Annotated in this window: 10 protein-coding genes; 4 read left to right on the top strand and 6 right to left on the bottom strand. The window is 64.4% G+C overall.

From position 1 onward, the window contains the following. Positions 1 to 239: 239 nt before the first annotated feature. The 5 genes from K3724_RS19165 to K3724_RS19145 all read right to left on the bottom strand — a co-directional run bounded on the left by K3724_RS19165 (position 240) and on the right by K3724_RS19145 (position 4,779). Positions 240 to 875, bottom strand: a complete 636-nt coding sequence (locus K3724_RS19165; protein ID WP_259988272.1) for a queuosine precursor transporter — start codon at positions 873 to 875, stop codon at positions 240 to 242. 187 nt (positions 876 to 1,062) lie between these two features. Then, complete coding sequence (locus K3724_RS19160; protein ID WP_259988270.1) at positions 1,063 to 1,977, bottom strand: esterase-like activity of phytase family protein; 915 nt, start codon at positions 1,975 to 1,977, stop codon at positions 1,063 to 1,065. Then, complete coding sequence (gene mepA, locus K3724_RS19155) at positions 1,950 to 2,819, bottom strand: penicillin-insensitive murein endopeptidase (protein ID WP_259988268.1); 870 nt, start codon at positions 2,817 to 2,819, stop codon at positions 1,950 to 1,952. The genes K3724_RS19160 and mepA overlap by 28 nt, the downstream gene beginning before the upstream one ends. Then, the gene (locus K3724_RS19150) at positions 2,816 to 4,180 is read right to left on the bottom strand and encodes an MFS transporter (RefSeq protein WP_259988266.1); all 1,365 of its coding nucleotides are present in this window, start codon (positions 4,178 to 4,180) and stop codon (positions 2,816 to 2,818) included. Before K3724_RS19150 ends, mepA begins: the two co-directional genes overlap by 4 nt. A 50-nt stretch (positions 4,181 to 4,230) precedes the next feature. After that, a complete protein-coding gene (locus tag K3724_RS19145; protein WP_259988264.1) occupies positions 4,231 to 4,779 on the bottom strand; it encodes an acyl-CoA thioesterase in 549 nt (182 codons plus the stop codon). Positions 4,780 to 4,912: 133 nt separating this feature from the next. On the opposite strand from K3724_RS19145, the gene K3724_RS19140 reads away from it, so the two are divergent. From K3724_RS19140 to yaaA, 3 genes are all read left to right on the top strand, one after another. Further along, positions 4,913 to 5,200 carry a YggT family protein gene (locus K3724_RS19140; RefSeq protein ID WP_259988262.1) on the top strand — a complete coding sequence of 96 codons (288 nt, stop codon included), beginning with the start codon at positions 4,913 to 4,915 and terminating at the stop codon, positions 5,198 to 5,200. Positions 5,201 to 5,325: 125 nt separating this feature from the next. Beyond that, a complete protein-coding gene (recQ, locus tag K3724_RS19135) occupies positions 5,326 to 7,407 on the top strand; it encodes a DNA helicase RecQ (protein WP_259988260.1) in 2,082 nt (693 codons plus the stop codon). Positions 7,408 to 7,463: 56 nt separating this feature from the next. Beyond that, positions 7,464 to 8,228, top strand: coding sequence for a peroxide stress protein YaaA (yaaA, locus tag K3724_RS19130; RefSeq protein WP_259988259.1), 765 nt, complete (start codon positions 7,464 to 7,466; stop codon positions 8,226 to 8,228). Between the two features lie 360 nt (positions 8,229 to 8,588). Here yaaA and K3724_RS19125 read toward each other — a convergent pair whose 3' ends face one another. After that, positions 8,589 to 10,877 carry an ATP-binding protein gene (locus K3724_RS19125; RefSeq protein WP_259988257.1) on the bottom strand — a complete coding sequence of 763 codons (2,289 nt, stop codon included), beginning with the start codon at positions 10,875 to 10,877 and terminating at the stop codon, positions 8,589 to 8,591. A 148-nt stretch (positions 10,878 to 11,025) separates the two neighbouring features. Between K3724_RS19125 and K3724_RS19120 the strand changes: the two genes are divergently transcribed. After that, positions 11,026 to 16,476, top strand: coding sequence for an alpha-2-macroglobulin family protein (locus K3724_RS19120; protein ID WP_259988255.1), 5,451 nt, complete (start codon positions 11,026 to 11,028; stop codon positions 16,474 to 16,476). Positions 16,477 to 16,528 lie beyond the last annotated feature (52 nt).

Here is a 16,528-nt window from a genome sequence, read left to right as displayed (position 1 = left end):
TCAGTAATCGAAAAGGGCTGTTCCCACACGCGGGAACAGCCCTTCGAGATGATAGGAGGTGCACCGGTTAGGTCAGCACCAATTCAGGGGTCTATACGCGCCAAGGGCTGCCTCGGCCGCACACCTTCTGAACTGTTCCGGCACTGCTCTCCATAGCTTCTCTAGACAATGGGCACCTCCTTTCTGAATGTTTCGTGTGATTCCAGCCTGCCATAGATTCGGTTAATGTCAAAACAAAATCATGTGGTCTTTGCGGTCAGTTTACGCACGATGATGCGGAAGGGCACAAGGGCGGCCAAAGCAAGCGTCAGTTTCACCAGCCAATCGGCCGTGGCAAGCGAGACCCACAGGGGGGCCATAGGGCCGATGCCCAGCAGCGGCAGCACCTCTGCGGCCCAGGCGACATCGTTGCCCGGCTCGAGCCAGGCAAGCGCGCCTGAGAAGGCGATGGTGAAGAAGATTGCTGTGTCCACCGAAGAGCCGGCCAGCGTGGACGCCAGCGGTGCGCGCCACCATTTGCCTGTCCGCAGGGCGGAAAAGACAGCAACGTCCAACAGCTGGGCGGTGAGGAAGGCAAGGCCGGAGCCAAGTGCAATCCGCAGCGTCACGGCCGGATAGGTGAAGCCGTCGCCCTGCAGCATGATTTGAGTGCCGATCAGCGAGCAGATGACCCCGGCAAGGAAACCGGCCAGCACCACCTTGCGGGCAGCTGCGGTGCCATAGATCCGGTTCATCACATCAGTGACCAGGAAAGCGATGGGATAGGTGAAGGCGCCCCAGGTCAGCCATTGGCCGAACAGGAATTGCACCAGGATGTTGGACGCCACAACGACGGCGGCCATGGCAGCGATGCCGGGAATATGTGAGCGGGTCATGGGCCGGATCCATTTTTCAAGGCCGCGGGCATCATGACTGCCACGGCAGAAGACTGGCCCTTTAAACCGGACGTCCTGCTGCTGCAAGCATCCTGCAGGGCAGCGGCTCCCGCCCGTTCGGGCGCATTTCAGGAAATGCGCCGCCCGGTTGGGCCCGGCGCCGCTGGCGCGGCGCGGGGACTGGTGGTCAGCGGGGCAGCGCGTATTCTACTATTTCGGTGCGTTGAAAGGGCAGGAAATTGTCGTCCGACACCATCGTGGCGCGCAGGCGCCCGGTTCCATCCGCCCAAACTGACAGCCCTTCCAGATTGTCATGGGTGCGGGCGCGGGTCTGCAGCAGGATCGCCTCGTTCGCGGGCCCTGCGGCGGTGATGTCCCAGCGGCGCAACCGGCTGCGGAAACCAAACAGGGTAAAGTCGCGCTCCAGGAGATAGAACCGCCCATCAGGGCCGAAATCGGCATCCACCGGCAGAAAACCACCCTCGGGCGGCAGGCTGAAGGGGCGCGACCAGCGGCGGCCGTTCCAGCGCCAGACCGGGATCTGCCCGTGTTTGTCCAAGGCGCGTTCGGGCAAGGTATACAGCCGCCCGCGGGCATCAATGGCCAGGGTTTCCAGCGATTTGTTAGGCGGCAGGCCGCGAAAGGCCTTGGGGCGCGGCAGCACCGTGGCGCGGCCTTCGGGGCTATGGTACCGCGCCACCCGTGCGGCACCTTCAAAGGAGATATAGCGGCTGCCGTCCGCCGCCACCGCCAGCCCTTCGCTGTCGCCGGCAAAGCCCCGGAGCGTTTTGCCGGTAGAGGCCCGCAGTTCATGCGCGCGCCGGGCCGTGATGCCGGAAATCAGACCCTGGCTGCGCTGGATCCGGGTTGTCACCAATGTCGCGCGGTCGCTGAGCACGGTCATGGACTTGCCGCCGTCACTGAGCTTGAGCGCCGAGAACCCGCCGAACCAGCGTTGGTTCAGTTTCCAAGTATAGCTGCTGAGGTGCTGCGCCTTGCCTGCTGCCGCAGCAGCGGGGCGGTTTGCCGCATAGGCCGCTGCTGCCAGGCCGGCAGCAGCAGTGAAGGCCAGGATCAGTTTGATTGCAGAACGGCGGCGCATTGCTTGGGCAGGTCCGAAAGGGTGTAATCGCGTCTCGGTTTAGGCTTTGGCGCGTTGGGGTCAACCGGTTTCGGCGGCGGCGGGTTCAGGATGTCATTGACCCAGCGCTGGGCATCGGCGCAGCCGTCGCCCTTGGGCGGGGCCGCCTGATCAACGCAGCCGCGCGCGCCGCGCGGACAGGCCAGCCGCACGTGGAAGTGATAGTGATGCCCCCACCAGGGCCGGATCTTGCGCAGCCAGCGGCGGTCGCCCTTTGCGTCCTTGCACATCTGCACCTTGGCGCCGGGAAAGACAAAGATCCGCGCCACCCGTTTATCCTGCGCTGCGGCTTTCAGGATTTCATGATGGGCACGGGTCCAGCTGGAGTTTACATAGGCGCCCTTGGCCCGGCGCATCGAGATTGAGGAGATGTTTTCCCGCGCACCGCGGCTGAGGTTCAGCCGGTCCGGCGGCCGCATCCAGATGTCGATATCGAGACCGATCTGATGGCTGCGGTGGCCCGACAGCATCGGCCCGCCGCGCGGCTGGCTGATGTCGCCGATATACAGCCCCTTCCAGCCGCGCTGTTTGGCGGCCACGCGGCTCAGGTCCTGGACAAAATCAATTGCCGCCGGGTGCCCCCAGTTGCGGTTGCGGCTAAGGCGCATCGCCTGCCAGGTCGGGCCGGTTTCGGGCAGTTGGGCGGCGCCGGCAACGCAGCCCTTGGCGTAGGAGCCGAACGGCGCGGGGCGCTGCTGCGAGGCGCTTGGCTTGGCTCCGAACAGGGCCTTGGCCGGGGTTTGCGCACTTGCCGGGCTGCATAAGCCCGCAACCGCTAAACATATGGCAAGAAACAGTTTCAAACCTGATCTCCTTCTCCTTGAACCCAGAACAACAGTACCAATCCGATCAGAAACAGCCCAATCACGGGGGTGATCCCCAGCCGGGCGCTGCCGGTTACCGTGGTGGCCAGGCCGATCAGCGCCGGCGCCAGAAAGGCCGTGGCGCGTCCCGACAGGCCATAAAGGCCAAAACTTTCGGTCGCGTCCGCAGGGCTGGTGTGGCGTACCATCAGGCTGCGGCTGGCGGCTTGCAAGATACCGCCAAAGCCACCGATCAGCATGCCGCAGCCGAAAAACACCGTGTCAGGCAGGGTAGAGTCTTCTGCCAGCGTTATGCCGAAAATCTGGCTTCGCGACATATTGACGATGATCAGGCAGACAAAGGCCAGCACCAGGATTGAGGTGATGATCACCGGCTTCGGGCCCAGCCGCCGGTCCGCCTTGCCGCCCAGCCAGCTAAAGACAGTGGCGGCAAAGGCGGCGACAATGCCGAAAATGCCGATCTGGGTGATCTCCCAGCCCAGCACCAGCTTGGCGTAGACACCGCCAAAACCGTATAGCCCGTTCAGCGCGTCGCGGTAAAACATCGACGAGCCAAGATAGGTTGCCAGGCTCAGCCGGTGGCGCAGGCTGACAACCAGCTTGACCACCATTTGCCAGGCTTTGCCAAGGCTGGCCTTGCGCCCGGTGGCGCCGCGGTCCTGCACCCACAGGAAATAGGGGATCATGAAAACAGCAAACCAGACGGCGGTAAAAGGGCCGACGGCGCGGGTGCCTTCCTTGGCCTCGGCATCCAATCCCAGCGCCGGGCTAAGGCCGATCAGCGTCTTGCCCGAGCTTTGCTCGACAAACAGCAAAAGCATGATGAACAGCGCAATCACCCCGCCAAGATAGCCGAATGCAAAGCCGGAGCCAGAGACCGCCCCAACGTCCTCGCGGCTGGCAAGCGTCGGCAGCTGCGCATTGACAAAGATCAGCGCAAATTCGGCGCCGATGAAGCCAAAACCAAAGCTGACCAGCATCCACCACAGGTTGCTTCCCGCAGGGTCCATGTACCACAGCCCCCAGGCACCGATCAGATACATCAGTGAAAACAACATGATCCAGGGCAGGCGGCGCCCGGTGATATCGGCCAGCGCACCCAGAAACGGCGCGCCAAAGGCGATGATCAGACCGGTCACGGTCAGGCACAGCGACCAGACAGTCTGCGCCTGCGCCTTGGCAGCCTCGCCCGCCAACCCCTGGGTCATAAAGTAATCCGCGGCCACAGCGGCAAAGAACGGGCTGAAAATAAACGTCACCAGCAGCGTCTGATACGGCTGGCTGGCCCAGTCAAAGAACCACCATCCCCAGATCCGCTTGCGCGTGGATACCTGCTGCATGCCCGGCCTCTTTTTATCGTTGCCTTCAGGTATGGCAGGCGGGCAGGGGCCTAGGCAAGCCCGTCCTGCATCGGCGGCCAGGGCCGGCCGCCATCCGCTTGGCACCAATCCTTGATCCAGCCGGGCAATTCGGGTGAGTTTTCAGCGTCCTGCCCCAATGCCGCCAGCACCTTGGCGGGCGGTACGATGCCCTTGCGGTCCGTGACTGCGGTGCGCAGCATCACATGGCTGGCGCAGTCGCCGTTTTTCTTCCACATGGACTGTTCGACATAGATGAACTTGTCATCCCAGCCCGCCGCGCGGCTGCGCATCTCGAATTTCTCAAAGCCGCGGATGCGGCGGCGATAGCGCACCGAAGACCCTGCCACCGTCAGCCCCCAGCGGTTTTTCTTCAGCGCACCGATCAGCCCCGCCCGCTGCGCCAGCATGGTGCGGCCCAGGTCATACAGTGTCATGGTGCGGCCGTTGTTCAGCTCCATCCACATATCCAGGTCCCAGGGCCAGCAGATGTGGTGCGAGACATGCAGCCCGGTGATCGCCAGCCGCGGCATCCGGCTGGCCAGAACGGTATCCTTGATCAGGCGGAATATCGGGTACATATGCAAGGCCTCCTGTTTCGCTTGTGCCCGTGATGCCACCCGTTTACAGCGCGTCAACCGCAACCTCGCGGAAGCCTTGCGCATTTCGCCGCGTCTGCTTACCTGTGTGGCTGTTCGAAAAAGGGAATTACAGATGGTCTCGCTGTTCCAAATCCTGATGCTGATCCTGGACATTGTCTGGTTCTTCATCATTGCCCATGTGATCATGAGCTGGCTGATCAACTTCCAGGTGCTGAACCTGCACCAGCAGCTGGTGGCCCAGATCTGGTACATGCTGAACCGGATTCTTGAGCCGCTCTATGCTCCGGTGCGCCGGATTATGCCGAACATGGGCGGCATCGACCTGGCGCCGCTGGCTGTACTGATTGGCGTCTATGCACTGCGCATCATTCTGGTGAACAACGTCTCGGCCTTTTACTGATCTGAACATCTGCGGCCCGGCGGCTTTCGCCGGGCTTTTGCGCGGCAGCCCTTGCCGGCTGATACCTCCTGTGGGATTGTGCCTGCCAACAAGAGCAGACCACCACATTGAGGCCCATCGCCCCCATGACAGCCCCGGCATCCCCGGCAGAGTTAGCCGCGCCAGCCCAGACAGGCGCGTCCCCGATCCTCCGTGAGATCTTCGGCTTTGACGCCTTCCGACCCGGCCAGGAGGAAATCGTCGACGCCGTGACCGCGGGTGAAAACGTGCTGGCAATCATGCCCACCGGCGGCGGCAAATCCCTATGCTTCCAACTGCCTGCGCTGCTGCGCGACGGAGTCACTGTGGTGATCTCGCCGCTGATTGCGCTGATGCGGGATCAGGTCCGTGCGCTGCAAGAGGCGGGTGTGACCGCCGGCGCGCTCACCTCCGGCAACACCGAGGAAGAAACCGAAGCGGTGTGGGAGGCGATCGAGGCCGGCCGCCTGAAACTCCTCTATATGGCGCCGGAACGGCTCGCCTCAGGGGCCGCGATGGGGATGCTGCGCCGGATCGGCGTCAGCATGATTGCGGTGGATGAGGCGCACTGCGTCAGCCAATGGGGCCATGACTTCCGCCCCGACTATTTGCGCATCGGCGAATTGCGCCGCGCCCTGGATGTGCCGCTAGCCGCCTTTACGGCCACCGCGGATCAGGAAACCCAGGAAGAGATTGTCCAGAAACTGTTTGACGGCGAGGCTCCCCGCAGCTTCCTGCGCGGCTTTGACCGGCCCAATATTCACCTGGCCTTTGGTGCTAAGGACAGCCCGCGCCGCCAGATTCTGGAATTTGCCGCCGCCCGTAAGGGCCAGTCCGGCATCGTCTATTGCGGCACCCGCGCCAAGACCGAAGCACTGTCTGCAGCCCTGCGCGAAGGTGGCCACTCCGCCTGTTTCTACCATGGCGGCATGGACGCCGAGGACCGCCGCATTGTTGAGACCCGCTTTGCCCGCGAGGACGGCTTGATCGTGGTTGCTACCGTGGCCTTTGGCATGGGGATCGACAAGCCGGACATCCGCTGGGTTGCCCACGCTGACCTGCCCAAAAGCATCGAGGCCTATTATCAGGAAATCGGCCGCGCGGGCCGCGACGGGGCGCCTGCCGAAACCCTGACCCTGTTCGGCCCCGACGACATCCGCCTGCGCCGTACCCAGGTGGACGAGGGGTTGGCCCCGCCGGAACGCCGCGCCGCGGACCATGCCCGGCTGAATGCGTTGCTTGGTCTGGCCGAGGCGCTGCGCTGCCGCCGCCAGAAGCTGCTGGCCTATTTCGGCGAGGAGTCAAACCCCTGCGGCAATTGCGACCTCTGCGACACGCCCGCCGATGTGTTCGACGGCACCACTGTGGTCAGGAAGGCGCTGTCAGCGGTGCTCAGGACCGAGGAATGGTTCGGTTCGGGCCATCTGATCGACATCCTATTGGGCGCTGCCAACGAGCGGATCCGGGCCAAGCGCCATGATCAGCTGTCGGTCTATGGCTGCGGCAAGGAATTCGGCAAGCGCCAGTGGCAGGCGGTGTTCCGGCAGATGATGGGCCACGACCTGCTGCGCCCCGATCCGGAACGCCACGGCGCGCTCCGCTTCACGGAATCCGCCCTGCCGATCCTGCGCGGCGAGCAGTCGATCGAACTGCGCCGCGACACCATCAAAGCGGCTGAACGCCGCCCCGCAGTGAAGGCACTGGTTTCGGAAGAAGACGCGCCGCTGCTGTCGGCGCTGAAGGCCAAACGCCGCGCCCTGGCCGAGGCGCAGAAAGTGCCGGCCTATGTGATCTTTCCCGACCGCACCCTGATCGAGATGGCCGAGACCCGCCCGGAAACGCTGGACCAGATGGCGCGTGTGAACGGCGTCGGCGCCAAGAAGCTGGAGCGCTATGGCGATGATTTCCTGAGCGTGATCACCGGCGCCGCTGAGCAGCTGCATCCCGCAAGGCGCAGGCTGGCCGGGAGCGGGTCCGGTTCGGTTTACGACTCGCTGCTGGAAGTGCAGGCACAGCTTGCCCGCGGGGACTGCGGCACCATGAAACCGCTCAGCTGTTCCGCGTCGCTGCTTGCGAAAGTGGCGCAGTTGCGCGCCGGTGATGAGGCGGGGATCACAAGACTGTTAGGAGAGCGCCGCGCCGAACGTTTCGCAGCGGCGTTTCTGGACGTCCTGCGCGGCGCGGGCTAGGGTCGCGCCAAGGAACCCGGGCCTGGCAGCCGGGCCAAGAATTCAAAGGGGCAGATATGCTGGTAGTGACCTCTCCGGCCAAGAAGCTGGACTGGGCGGAGCGGGATCAGGACATGACCTGGCCCGCGCTGCATGACGACGCGGTAGAGCTGGCAGAGGTGGCCCGCGGACAATCCGTGGCGGATCTGATGAAGCTGATGCATATCAGCGAAGATCTGGCCAAGCTGAATCACGCACGGTTTCAAGAGTTTACTGCGGATCCGGCAACCGCGGCCACCCGCCCGGCGGCGCTGGCCTTCGCCGGCGATACCTACCAGGGCCTGGAGGCGTCCTCGCTTGATGCTGATGAAATGGCCTGGGCGCAGGAGCATTTCCGCATCCTGTCAGGTCTTTATGGTGTGCTGCGTCCCTTGGACGCGATGCAGCCCTACCGGCTGGAAATGGGATCGCGTCTGAAAAATGCGCGCGGGAAAAACCTCTATGAATTCTGGGGCAGCCGGATTTCCGCGGCACTGAATGCGCAGGCGGATGCGGTAAATGACAGCGTGCTGGTCAATTGTGCCAGCCAGGAGTATTTCGGAGCAGTGGATTTAGCAGCGCTGAAACCGCGTATCGTCACTCCGGTGTTCATGGAAGACAAGAACGGCACCCCCAAGGTGGTGAGTTTCTACGCCAAGCGCGCCCGCGGCGCGATGGCGCGGTTCATTATCCAGAACCGGCTGACAGATGCGGAGAGCCTCAAAGAATTTGATGCTGGCGGCTACGTGTTTCAGCCGGCAATGTCGGACCCCGGCAAACCTGTTTTTTTGCGCAGCGCCTGAGGCAGGAGAAAGGCTCCCGCCCGCTCCGGCACATTCAAAGAATGCACCTTCACGGTTGGGCGTGGCAGCGCGCTCTGCGCGCTGCCACGCCCAAGGCCGCACAAGGGCGGTGCCGGCGCAGCCGGTGCGCCTGCGGGCGCGGGAGAGTTTCGCCGTTGTTAAACACCGGCAGGGTGATGGAAAAGGCGTACGCTGCAAACGGATGGGAGAAGACCCGGAAAAGCCGGATCCTGGCGGCACCCGGCAACAGGGACACAGCTCAGCACTGGGCCAAGAGCAGAAGCCCTGGCGCACCCTGAGAACAGTTTGGTTCAAAGATTGACCGCCATGGCGTGGCGGCGGCGGGGGAGACCTGTCAGCTCAGAGTGCTTGGGCGGCAGCCGGGGCCGGCGGGCCGTCCTGATCCAAGGCCTGTGTCCCGTCAGGCGCACAGGCGCGGATCTTTTCGTGGATCAGCGCCTTGCGCAACGGCTTGGTCAGGTAGTGGTCCAGGCCGGCCGCAAGGATACCATCTGAATCGCCTGCCATCGCATGTGCGGTCAAGGCCACAATCGGGATATGGCCGCCGGTGTCCGCCTCGATACTGCGGATCCTGGCGGTGGCTTCCTTGCCGTCCATCATTGGCATCGATATATCCATGAAAATCAGATCCGGGCGGAACGCCTGGTAGGCTTCGACCGCCTCCAGCCCGTTGCCGGCAAACTTGAGCTCTATGTTCAACTCTTTCACCATTTTGCTGAACACCAGCTGATTGGTCTTGTTGTCCTCTGCTGCCAGCACCCGCATCCGGCGGATTTCCGGGTCCGGCGGCGGGCCGGCGGATGGTCCGGTCTGCTGTGCCTCAAGACCTGCTTGCGGTGCCATCGCCCTGTCTGCCGTCAGCGGGTCCTGCAGCGGAGCCTCGCAGCCGGGCCCGGCAGCACCGGCGCCCAGCTTGGCCAGCTGGTTGAAAAGATCGTCCCGCGGCGCCGGGGTTTGCAGCACCCCGTCCGCCAGCTGGCGGATTTCCGGATCATTGGCACCATGCGGGCCGGAATTCAGCATTAGCACCGGCACCCCGCGCCAGGATCCGGATTTCAGATCCCTTGCCAGCTGCACGCCATCCAGCCCGGGCAGGTTGTGGCCGCTGATGACCAGATCAATATTGCCGTGCATCGCAGCAAGCGCGCCAGGCGCGGTTTCGGCCGTGGTAACCTGAATGCCCAGCATCAGCAGATGCTTTTGCAGGATCTCGCGGTTAAGCGGCGCATCATCCGCCAGCAGCACATGGCGCAGCGCGCTTGGCAGCTTCGGCAAGGCCCGCTCAGCGGATCCTTCAAGGGGCAGCGGCAAACGGAAGCCGAAACAGGAGCCTTTGCCTTCTTCGCTGTCGACCCAGATCTCGCCGCCCATCAATTCGATCAGCCGCTTGGAGATCGCCAGCCCCAGCCCGGTGCCTTCAAACTTGCGGTTGCGCTCATCTTCGACCTGGTTGAATTCGCCGAAAATATGCTCAATCTTCTCTTCCGGGATGCCGATACCGGTGTCCTCGATCGAAATATGCACCGCGCATTGCTTGTCATCAGGCGACGAAACACCGGTCACCCGCAGGGTCACATGGCCCTCCTTGGTGAACTTCACCGCATTGCCGGCCAGATTGGTCAGCACCTGCCGGATCCGGCCTGGATCGCCGGTAAAGCGGGTTGGCAGGAACAGGTCGTAATCCACCAGCAGCGTCAGCCCCTTGTCCCGCGCGGTGGGCTGCAGCAGCATCACCACCTCGTGCAGGCTGCGTTCCAGGTCAAAGGGTTCTGGATGCAGCTCCAGCTTGTCGGCTTCGATCTTGGAATAGTCGAGCACGTCATTGATGATGACCAGCAGCGCTTCGCCCGAGTTTTTGATGGTGTTGGCATAAAGCCGCTGTTCCTCGTCCAGCTCGGTATCGCTCAGCAGCTCTGCCATGCCCACCACCCCGTTCATCGGGGTGCGGATCTCATGGCTCATATTGGCAAGGAAGGCGGATTTTGCCCGGTTTGCCGCTTCGGCGCGGGCGCGGGCGCCGCGCAGGTCCTTTTCATACTGCACGGTCGAAGTGATATCGAGCGCCAGCGTCACCACATCGCCGCCGTGGCCGCGCTGATCGATCAGCCGCAAATACCGCTCATCCCACAGCTGAATCACCACCGGATCGGGCGAAGGGGAAAGCCAGCGCTCACTCATCATTTCGCGCCAGGCATCGGTGCCCAGCTCGCCGGTATTGATCAGCCCTTCGTCGGTCAGAAGCTGCAGGATCCGCACATAGGAGATACCGGGCGAGACCTCTTCCAGCCCGTCGAAGATATTGAGGTAGGCGGTGTTCGCCCCGATCAGACTGCCATCAGAATCAAAAAAGGCAAATCCGTCCTGAAACGCCTGGATCGAATGCCACAGCCGCCGCTCTGCAGTCTCAACCTTTTCATGCGCTGTATCGAGGTCGGATTTCACCTTGGCGTTTTCATCGCGCACGGTGGCCACTTCGGCCTGGGTCTGGCCGATCTGCTTGGTCAATGCCAGCGCATGGCGGCCCAGCTTGCGGTTGGCAGCAGATAGCTCCGCCTGCTTCAGCTCAAGCAGCCGCTCGGCGGCCAGCCGGGCCCGTCTTTCTTCCGCTAATTTGTCGGCAAGGGGCATCCCTGCGAACTCCGGCAATACATTAACACGAACAGCGCGCGGCAATTCCGCACGCCAGAGACAGCAGGGCTGCCCTTACGTGTTACGCGGGTGAATCTTGCTATGACGTTAAGCCCGTGCCAGCCTGCGCCAAGTATTGGAGGGTGCCATGCCGCGTCTGTTTGCTTCGGTTCTACTGTATATTATTGCTTTTATTGCGTTTCTGCCCGCTGCCTGGGCCGGGCCGGAGGTTCCCGGTTTCCGGTACAAGGCTTTTGCCAACACCGATTTCTTCGGCTCGGACCTGCAGCCGCTGTTCGACACGGATGTCGAGTCCTGCGCGCGGGCGTGTTCTGCCCAGACGGATTGCGCCGGTTTTGTGTTCAACCAAAAGGCAAATGCCTGTTTTCCAAAATCCGCGCTGACTCAGCCCAGTACCTATGAGGGCGCCTTTTCGGCTCTAAAACAGCCGGCAACCGGCGGGCTTCAGGCAGAGGCCGCCATGCGGGCAGGCCGGCTGGACGCAATCCCGGACCTGGAGTTGCCGCGCGCGGCCGGGTTTGCCCAGTCGCTGGGCCTGGCCTATCCGCTGACCACAGAGGACGCCGCCAAGGCGGTTTCGGCGGCCCGTTCGCTGTTTCGTGCCGCAGAGCCGCTTGCGGCGTTGCGCTGGATGGGGCAGGCCGTGGTGCTGACTGACTCTGCTCAGGATTGGACCCGTTTCTCGGCCTATTTGCTGCGGGCTGCCAAAGACTCCGGCAACCGTTCCCAGCAGCGCCGTTTCCGGCAGGAGGCTTACTTGGCGGCCCTCAATGGCTACTTACGGGCAGCGGCACCGGCAGATCAGGCGCAGGCCCTGCGTCAGGCCGCCGAAGCGGTGGAGGCACTTGGCCGCGGCCGCGAGATGCTGCCGCTGCTGCGCCTGGCTGACAACATCATCCCGCTTAAGGCGAATGCCGAGATGATCCACTATGCGATCCGGAAATACGGTTTTCGCGTGACTGGCTCCACGGTCGAAAGCGAAAGTGCAGCCCCCCGTATCTGCGCTGAATTCTCCGAAGATCTGGAACAGGCCGGAACCGATTACGAAAACTATGTGCGCTTGGCCGGCAGCAGTCTGGCAGTCACCGCATCCGGCCGGCAGCTGTGTTTTGACGGGGTGGAGCACGGCAAACGCTACCAGCTGACCCTGCGCCGCGGGTTGCCGGCGGCCAGCGGCGAGCAGCTCTATAAAGATGTGGAGCTGACCCATTACGTGCGCGACCGCGCGCCCAAGGTCCGCTTCCCGGGCCGCGCCTATGTTCTGCCCGCGGGCGCTGCTGCGGCGCTGCCGGTGGAAACCGTGAACCTGACGGAACTGGACCTGCGCCTGCGCCGGGTCAGCAGCCGCAACGTGCTGCGCACCCTGCAGGAGGGGTATTTTGCCAAGCCGCTTTCCCAGTGGGAGGACAAGCATTTCGCCTCCGATATCGCCGAAGAGATCTGGCAGGGCAGCGCCGAGGTGGACACTGCGCTCAATCAGGCGATGACCAGCCGCCTGCCGCTGGAAGATGCCCTGACTGGGCAAAAGACACCGGGTCTGTACGCCCTCACCGCACGGGTGCCGGGCGCCGACCCTTATGACGACGCCGGTGCCACGCAATGGTTTGTGCTGACCACCCTGGGTCTCAGCACCATGTCCGGCAGCGATGGCCTGCATGTGCAGGTGCAGGGCCTGGCGGACGCCAAACCGCAGGCCGGTGCCGAGATCAGTTTGATCTCCAGCGCCAATGAGGTTCTGGCATCTGAAACAAGCGACGCCAGCGGCTATGTCCGTTTTAGGCCTGGCCTGACGCGCGGTACCGGCGGCGCGTCACCGGCGCTGATCACTGCCCGGGCGGGGGAGGGCGATTTCACCTTTCTGCCCCTGAACGATGCCGCTTTTGATCTGTCAGACCGCGGCGTGGCCGGCCGGCCCGCGCCGGGGCCGGTGGATGTCTTCCTCGCCACCACCCGCGGCGCCTACCGTGCGGGCGAAACCGTGCATGTGACCGCATTGGCGCGTGACGACAGGGCGCAGGCGATCGCGGGCCTGCCGCTCACCGCAATCCTGCTGCGCCCTGACGGGGTGGAATACACCCGCCAGACCTCCGCCGCAGGCCATCAGGGCGGCCATGTCTTTGCCCTGCCCACCGGCCCCGCCGCCCCGCGCGGCACCTGGCGGATCGAAATCAAAAGCGACCTCAACTCCCCCGCGCTCGCCAGCCGCCAGATCCTGGTCGAGGATTTCCTGCCAGAACGCATCGACTTTGCGCAAGAGGTCACCAATGCAGACACCCTCCAGCCCGGCAGTGCAGCGCAGATTGCACTGCAAGCAGACTACCTGTTCGGCGCGCCGGGTGCCGGGTTGATGGTGGAAGGAGACATCCGCCTCACTGCCGCTAATACCCTGGATCAATGGCCGGGTTTCCGCTTTGGCCGCTATGATACGGCCTCCTCTGCCCAGACCGGATTTTTCGGCGGCCAGGAAACCGGCGCGGATGGCAGCGCGGCCTTCGCTGTAAACCTGCCCGCTGCCGCCCCGGCAGAAGGCAAGCCGCTTCTGGCCACTCTCACCACCCGCGTCGCCGATGGCGCCGCCCGCCCGGTCGAACGCTCAGTGGACATCCCTGTCCGCCCCGCCGGTCCGGTCCTCGGCATAAAGCCGCAGTTTGACGAGGTTGCGGCAGAAGGCTCCGAGGCAGGCTTTGAACTCATCGCCCTGTCGCCGGACCTGACGCCGAAGCCGATGCGTGTCAAATGGACCCTGAACCGGGTCGAGACCCGCTATCAGTGGTATCAGCTTTACGGCAACTGGAACTGGGAGCCTATAACGCGCCGCACCCGCATCGCCACGGGCGAGGCGCAGCTGGGCAGCGATCCCCTGCCGCTGTCGCAGCCCGTTGACTGGGGCCGCTATGAACTGGTGGTGGAACGGCTCGACGGCGCCTATGCCTCTGCTGCTTATGATTTCTACGCCGGCTGGTATGCCCCCGAAGGCAGCACCGGGACGCCCGCCAGGCTGGAGCTGTCGCTGGACCGCAAAAGCTATGCACCCGGCGACACCGCCCGCCTGCGCATCGTGCCGCAAGCGGCAGGCACCGCGCTGGTCTCGGTGGTATCGAACCACCTGATCCACCGCATGGCTGTCGAAGTCCCCGCCGGCGAAACCGTGATCCCGCTGCAGGTGACACAGGACTGGGGCAGCGGCGCCTATGTGACCGCCACCATAATCCAGCCTGTTGCAGGCGACCGGGGCCGCACCCCGCTGCGCGCCCTAGGGCTGGCCCACGCAGGCGTCACCCAGCCCGGTCAGCAGCTGGAGGTGACGATTGACGTCCCCGGCGTGGCCCGCCCGCGCGGCACGCAAGTGGCGAAACTCCGCGTGGAGGGCGCGGCAGAGGGCGATGAAGTCTGGCTCACCGTCGCCGCCGTGGACCTTGGCATCCTCAACCTCACCGGCTTCACCAGTCCCGATCCCAGCGCGCATTATTATGGCCAGCGCAGGCTGGGGATGGAGCTGCGCGACATCTATGGCCGCCTCATCGACCCCGGCAACGGCGCCATGGGCCGCATCCGCTCCGGCGGTGATTCTGACAGCGGCCTCAAGATGCAATCGCCGCCGCCCACGCAGGACCTGGTGGCCCTGTTCTCCGGCCCGTTGAAAGTGGACGCCAATGGCGCAGCGGAGTTTCCACTGACCCTGCCCGCCTTCAATGGCACCGTGCGGCTGATGGCCGTCGCCTGGTCCGGCCGCGCTGTCGGTCAGGCCGAGGCCGACATGCTGGTGCGCAACCCGGTGGTGGTCACCGCCTCGCTGCCGCGCTTTCTGGCGCCCGGCGATGAAAGCCGCGCAAGGATCGAGATCGTCCATGCCGACGGCCCCGCCGGAGACATGGCGCTGACCGCCAGCACCGCAGGCGGTCTGACGCTGGGCAGCCTGCCCGCCTCCGTCACCTTGGCGGAACAGGGCAAGACAGTGCTGGAATTGCCGGTGACGGCAGAAACCGTTGGCGACCACGAACTCACCCTTACCCTCACCACCCCGGATGGGCAGGAGCTGCGTCAAAACCTGCGTCTGCCGGTCCGTGCCAATGATCCGGTGGTCTCTGAAACCCGCCGCTTCACGCTCGCAGGCGGTGATACTTTCCTGTTCAGCAAGGACGTCTTCACCGGCCTCCTCCCCGGCACCGCCCGTGCCGCCATCTCCTCTGGCCCGTTGGCCAAATTCGACGTGCCGGGCCTGCTGGCAGAGCTGGACCAGTACCCCTATGGCTGCACCGAACAGGTGACCTCCAAGGCACTGCCGCTCCTCTACCTCAGCAGCGTGGCGCAGGCGGCAGGGCTGGGTGATGGCCCGGCGGTGGACGCGCGCATCAACGCCGCCATCCGCAAGGTGCTGACCCGCCAGGCCTCCAGCGGCGCCTTTGGCCTCTGGCGCGCCGACAGCGGTGAGTTCTGGCTGGACGCCTATGCCAGCGACTTCCTCAGCCGCGCGCGATCGCAAGGCTACGCCGTGCCGCAACAGGCCTTCGCTCAGGCGATGGACAACCTGCGCAACCGCATCAACTACGCCCCCGACTTCGACACCGGCGGCGAGGAGATTGCCTATGCCCTCCATGTTCTGGCGCGCGAGGGTGCGGCCCGGATGGGCGACCTGCGCTATTACGCCGATGTGAAGGGTGAGGCCTTTGCCACCCCGCTTGCTGCCGCCCAATTGGGCGCGGCCCTTGCAGCCTATGGCGACCAGCGCCGCGCGGACCGGATGTTCACCCGCGCCGCGCAGATGATCGGGTCTGAAGGGCAAAAGGACAGCCGCCTCTGGCGCGCCGACTTTGGCTCCGCCTTGCGCGATACCGCTGGCGTTCTGGCCCTTGCCGCCGAGGCCGGGTCCGAGGCTGTGGACCGCGTCAGCCTGTCGTCACGGCTTGCCAACGCCAGCGGCCATCGCTCCACGCAAGAGTCTGCCTGGACCCTGATGGCCGCCCACGCGCTGACCCGGACCCCCGAGGATTCCGGCCTGCTGGTCAACGGTCAGCCCGTTCAGGGGCCATTTGTGCAGGCTGCAGACGGGCAAAACACGCCGGAGCTGGCGCTGACTGCCGCCAGCGGGCGGACTGCGGAGATCACCCTCACCACGCTTGGCGTGCCACAGGTCCCGCCGGCCGCGGGCGGCTTCGGCTACACCATCGAACGCAGCTACTACACGCTAGAGGGCCAGCCGCTGGACGTGCAGTCTGTCACTACAGGCGCGCGTTTTCTCACCGTCCTGCGGGTGAAACCGCATGAGAAGACCGGTGCGAGGCTGATGATCAACGATCCATTGCCTGCCGGGTTCGAGATCGACAATCCGAACCTCTTGCGCTCTGGCGACCTGCGCGATCTGGACTGGCTGAACCCGGCCGGGGCCGAACACACCGAATTCCGCAGCGACCGCTTTCTGGCGGCTGTGAATATGCGCGATGCCGCGCCGGTGACACTGGCCTATATCGCCCGCGCGGTGACGCCCGGCGTGTTCCATCACCCGGCAGCCTCGGTCGAGGACATGTACCGCCCCGCTTATCGCGCCCGCACGGCGGCAGGCCGTGTGGAAGTCAGGTGAAGCGCTGGTGGAAAAGAACTGAGGGCAGCGCCCGTCCCGCCCCCCACGGGGC

Origin of the sequence: Leisingera sp. M658 (assembly GCF_025144145.1) — a bacterium.
Lineage (GTDB): Bacteria > Pseudomonadota > Alphaproteobacteria > Rhodobacterales > Rhodobacteraceae > Leisingera.
Note: the sequence above shows the minus strand (reverse complement) of the source record. Positions and strands in the feature narration are given on the sequence as shown.

What these genes read in the sequence shown, in the direction of transcription:
- K3724_RS19165 (WP_259988272.1), bottom strand. Translation starts at nt 875, where the DNA reads ATGACCCGCTCACATATTCCCGGCATCGCTGCCATGGCCGCCGTCGTT.
- K3724_RS19160 (WP_259988270.1), bottom strand. Translation starts at nt 1,977, where the DNA reads ATGCGCCGCCGTTCTGCAATCAAACTGATCCTGGCCTTCACTGCTGCT.
- K3724_RS19150 (WP_259988266.1), bottom strand. Translation starts at nt 4,180, where the DNA reads ATGCAGCAGGTATCCACGCGCAAGCGGATCTGGGGATGGTGGTTCTTT.
- K3724_RS19145 (WP_259988264.1), bottom strand. Translation starts at nt 4,779, where the DNA reads ATGTACCCGATATTCCGCCTGATCAAGGATACCGTTCTGGCCAGCCGG.
- K3724_RS19140 (WP_259988262.1), top strand. Translation starts at nt 4,913, where the DNA reads ATGGTCTCGCTGTTCCAAATCCTGATGCTGATCCTGGACATTGTCTGG.
- recQ (WP_259988260.1), top strand. Translation starts at nt 5,326, where the DNA reads ATGACAGCCCCGGCATCCCCGGCAGAGTTAGCCGCGCCAGCCCAGACA.
- yaaA (WP_259988259.1), top strand. Translation starts at nt 7,464, where the DNA reads ATGCTGGTAGTGACCTCTCCGGCCAAGAAGCTGGACTGGGCGGAGCGG.
- K3724_RS19125 (WP_259988257.1), bottom strand. Translation starts at nt 10,877, where the DNA reads ATGCCCCTTGCCGACAAATTAGCGGAAGAAAGACGGGCCCGGCTGGCC.
- K3724_RS19120 (WP_259988255.1), top strand. Translation starts at nt 11,026, where the DNA reads ATGCCGCGTCTGTTTGCTTCGGTTCTACTGTATATTATTGCTTTTATT.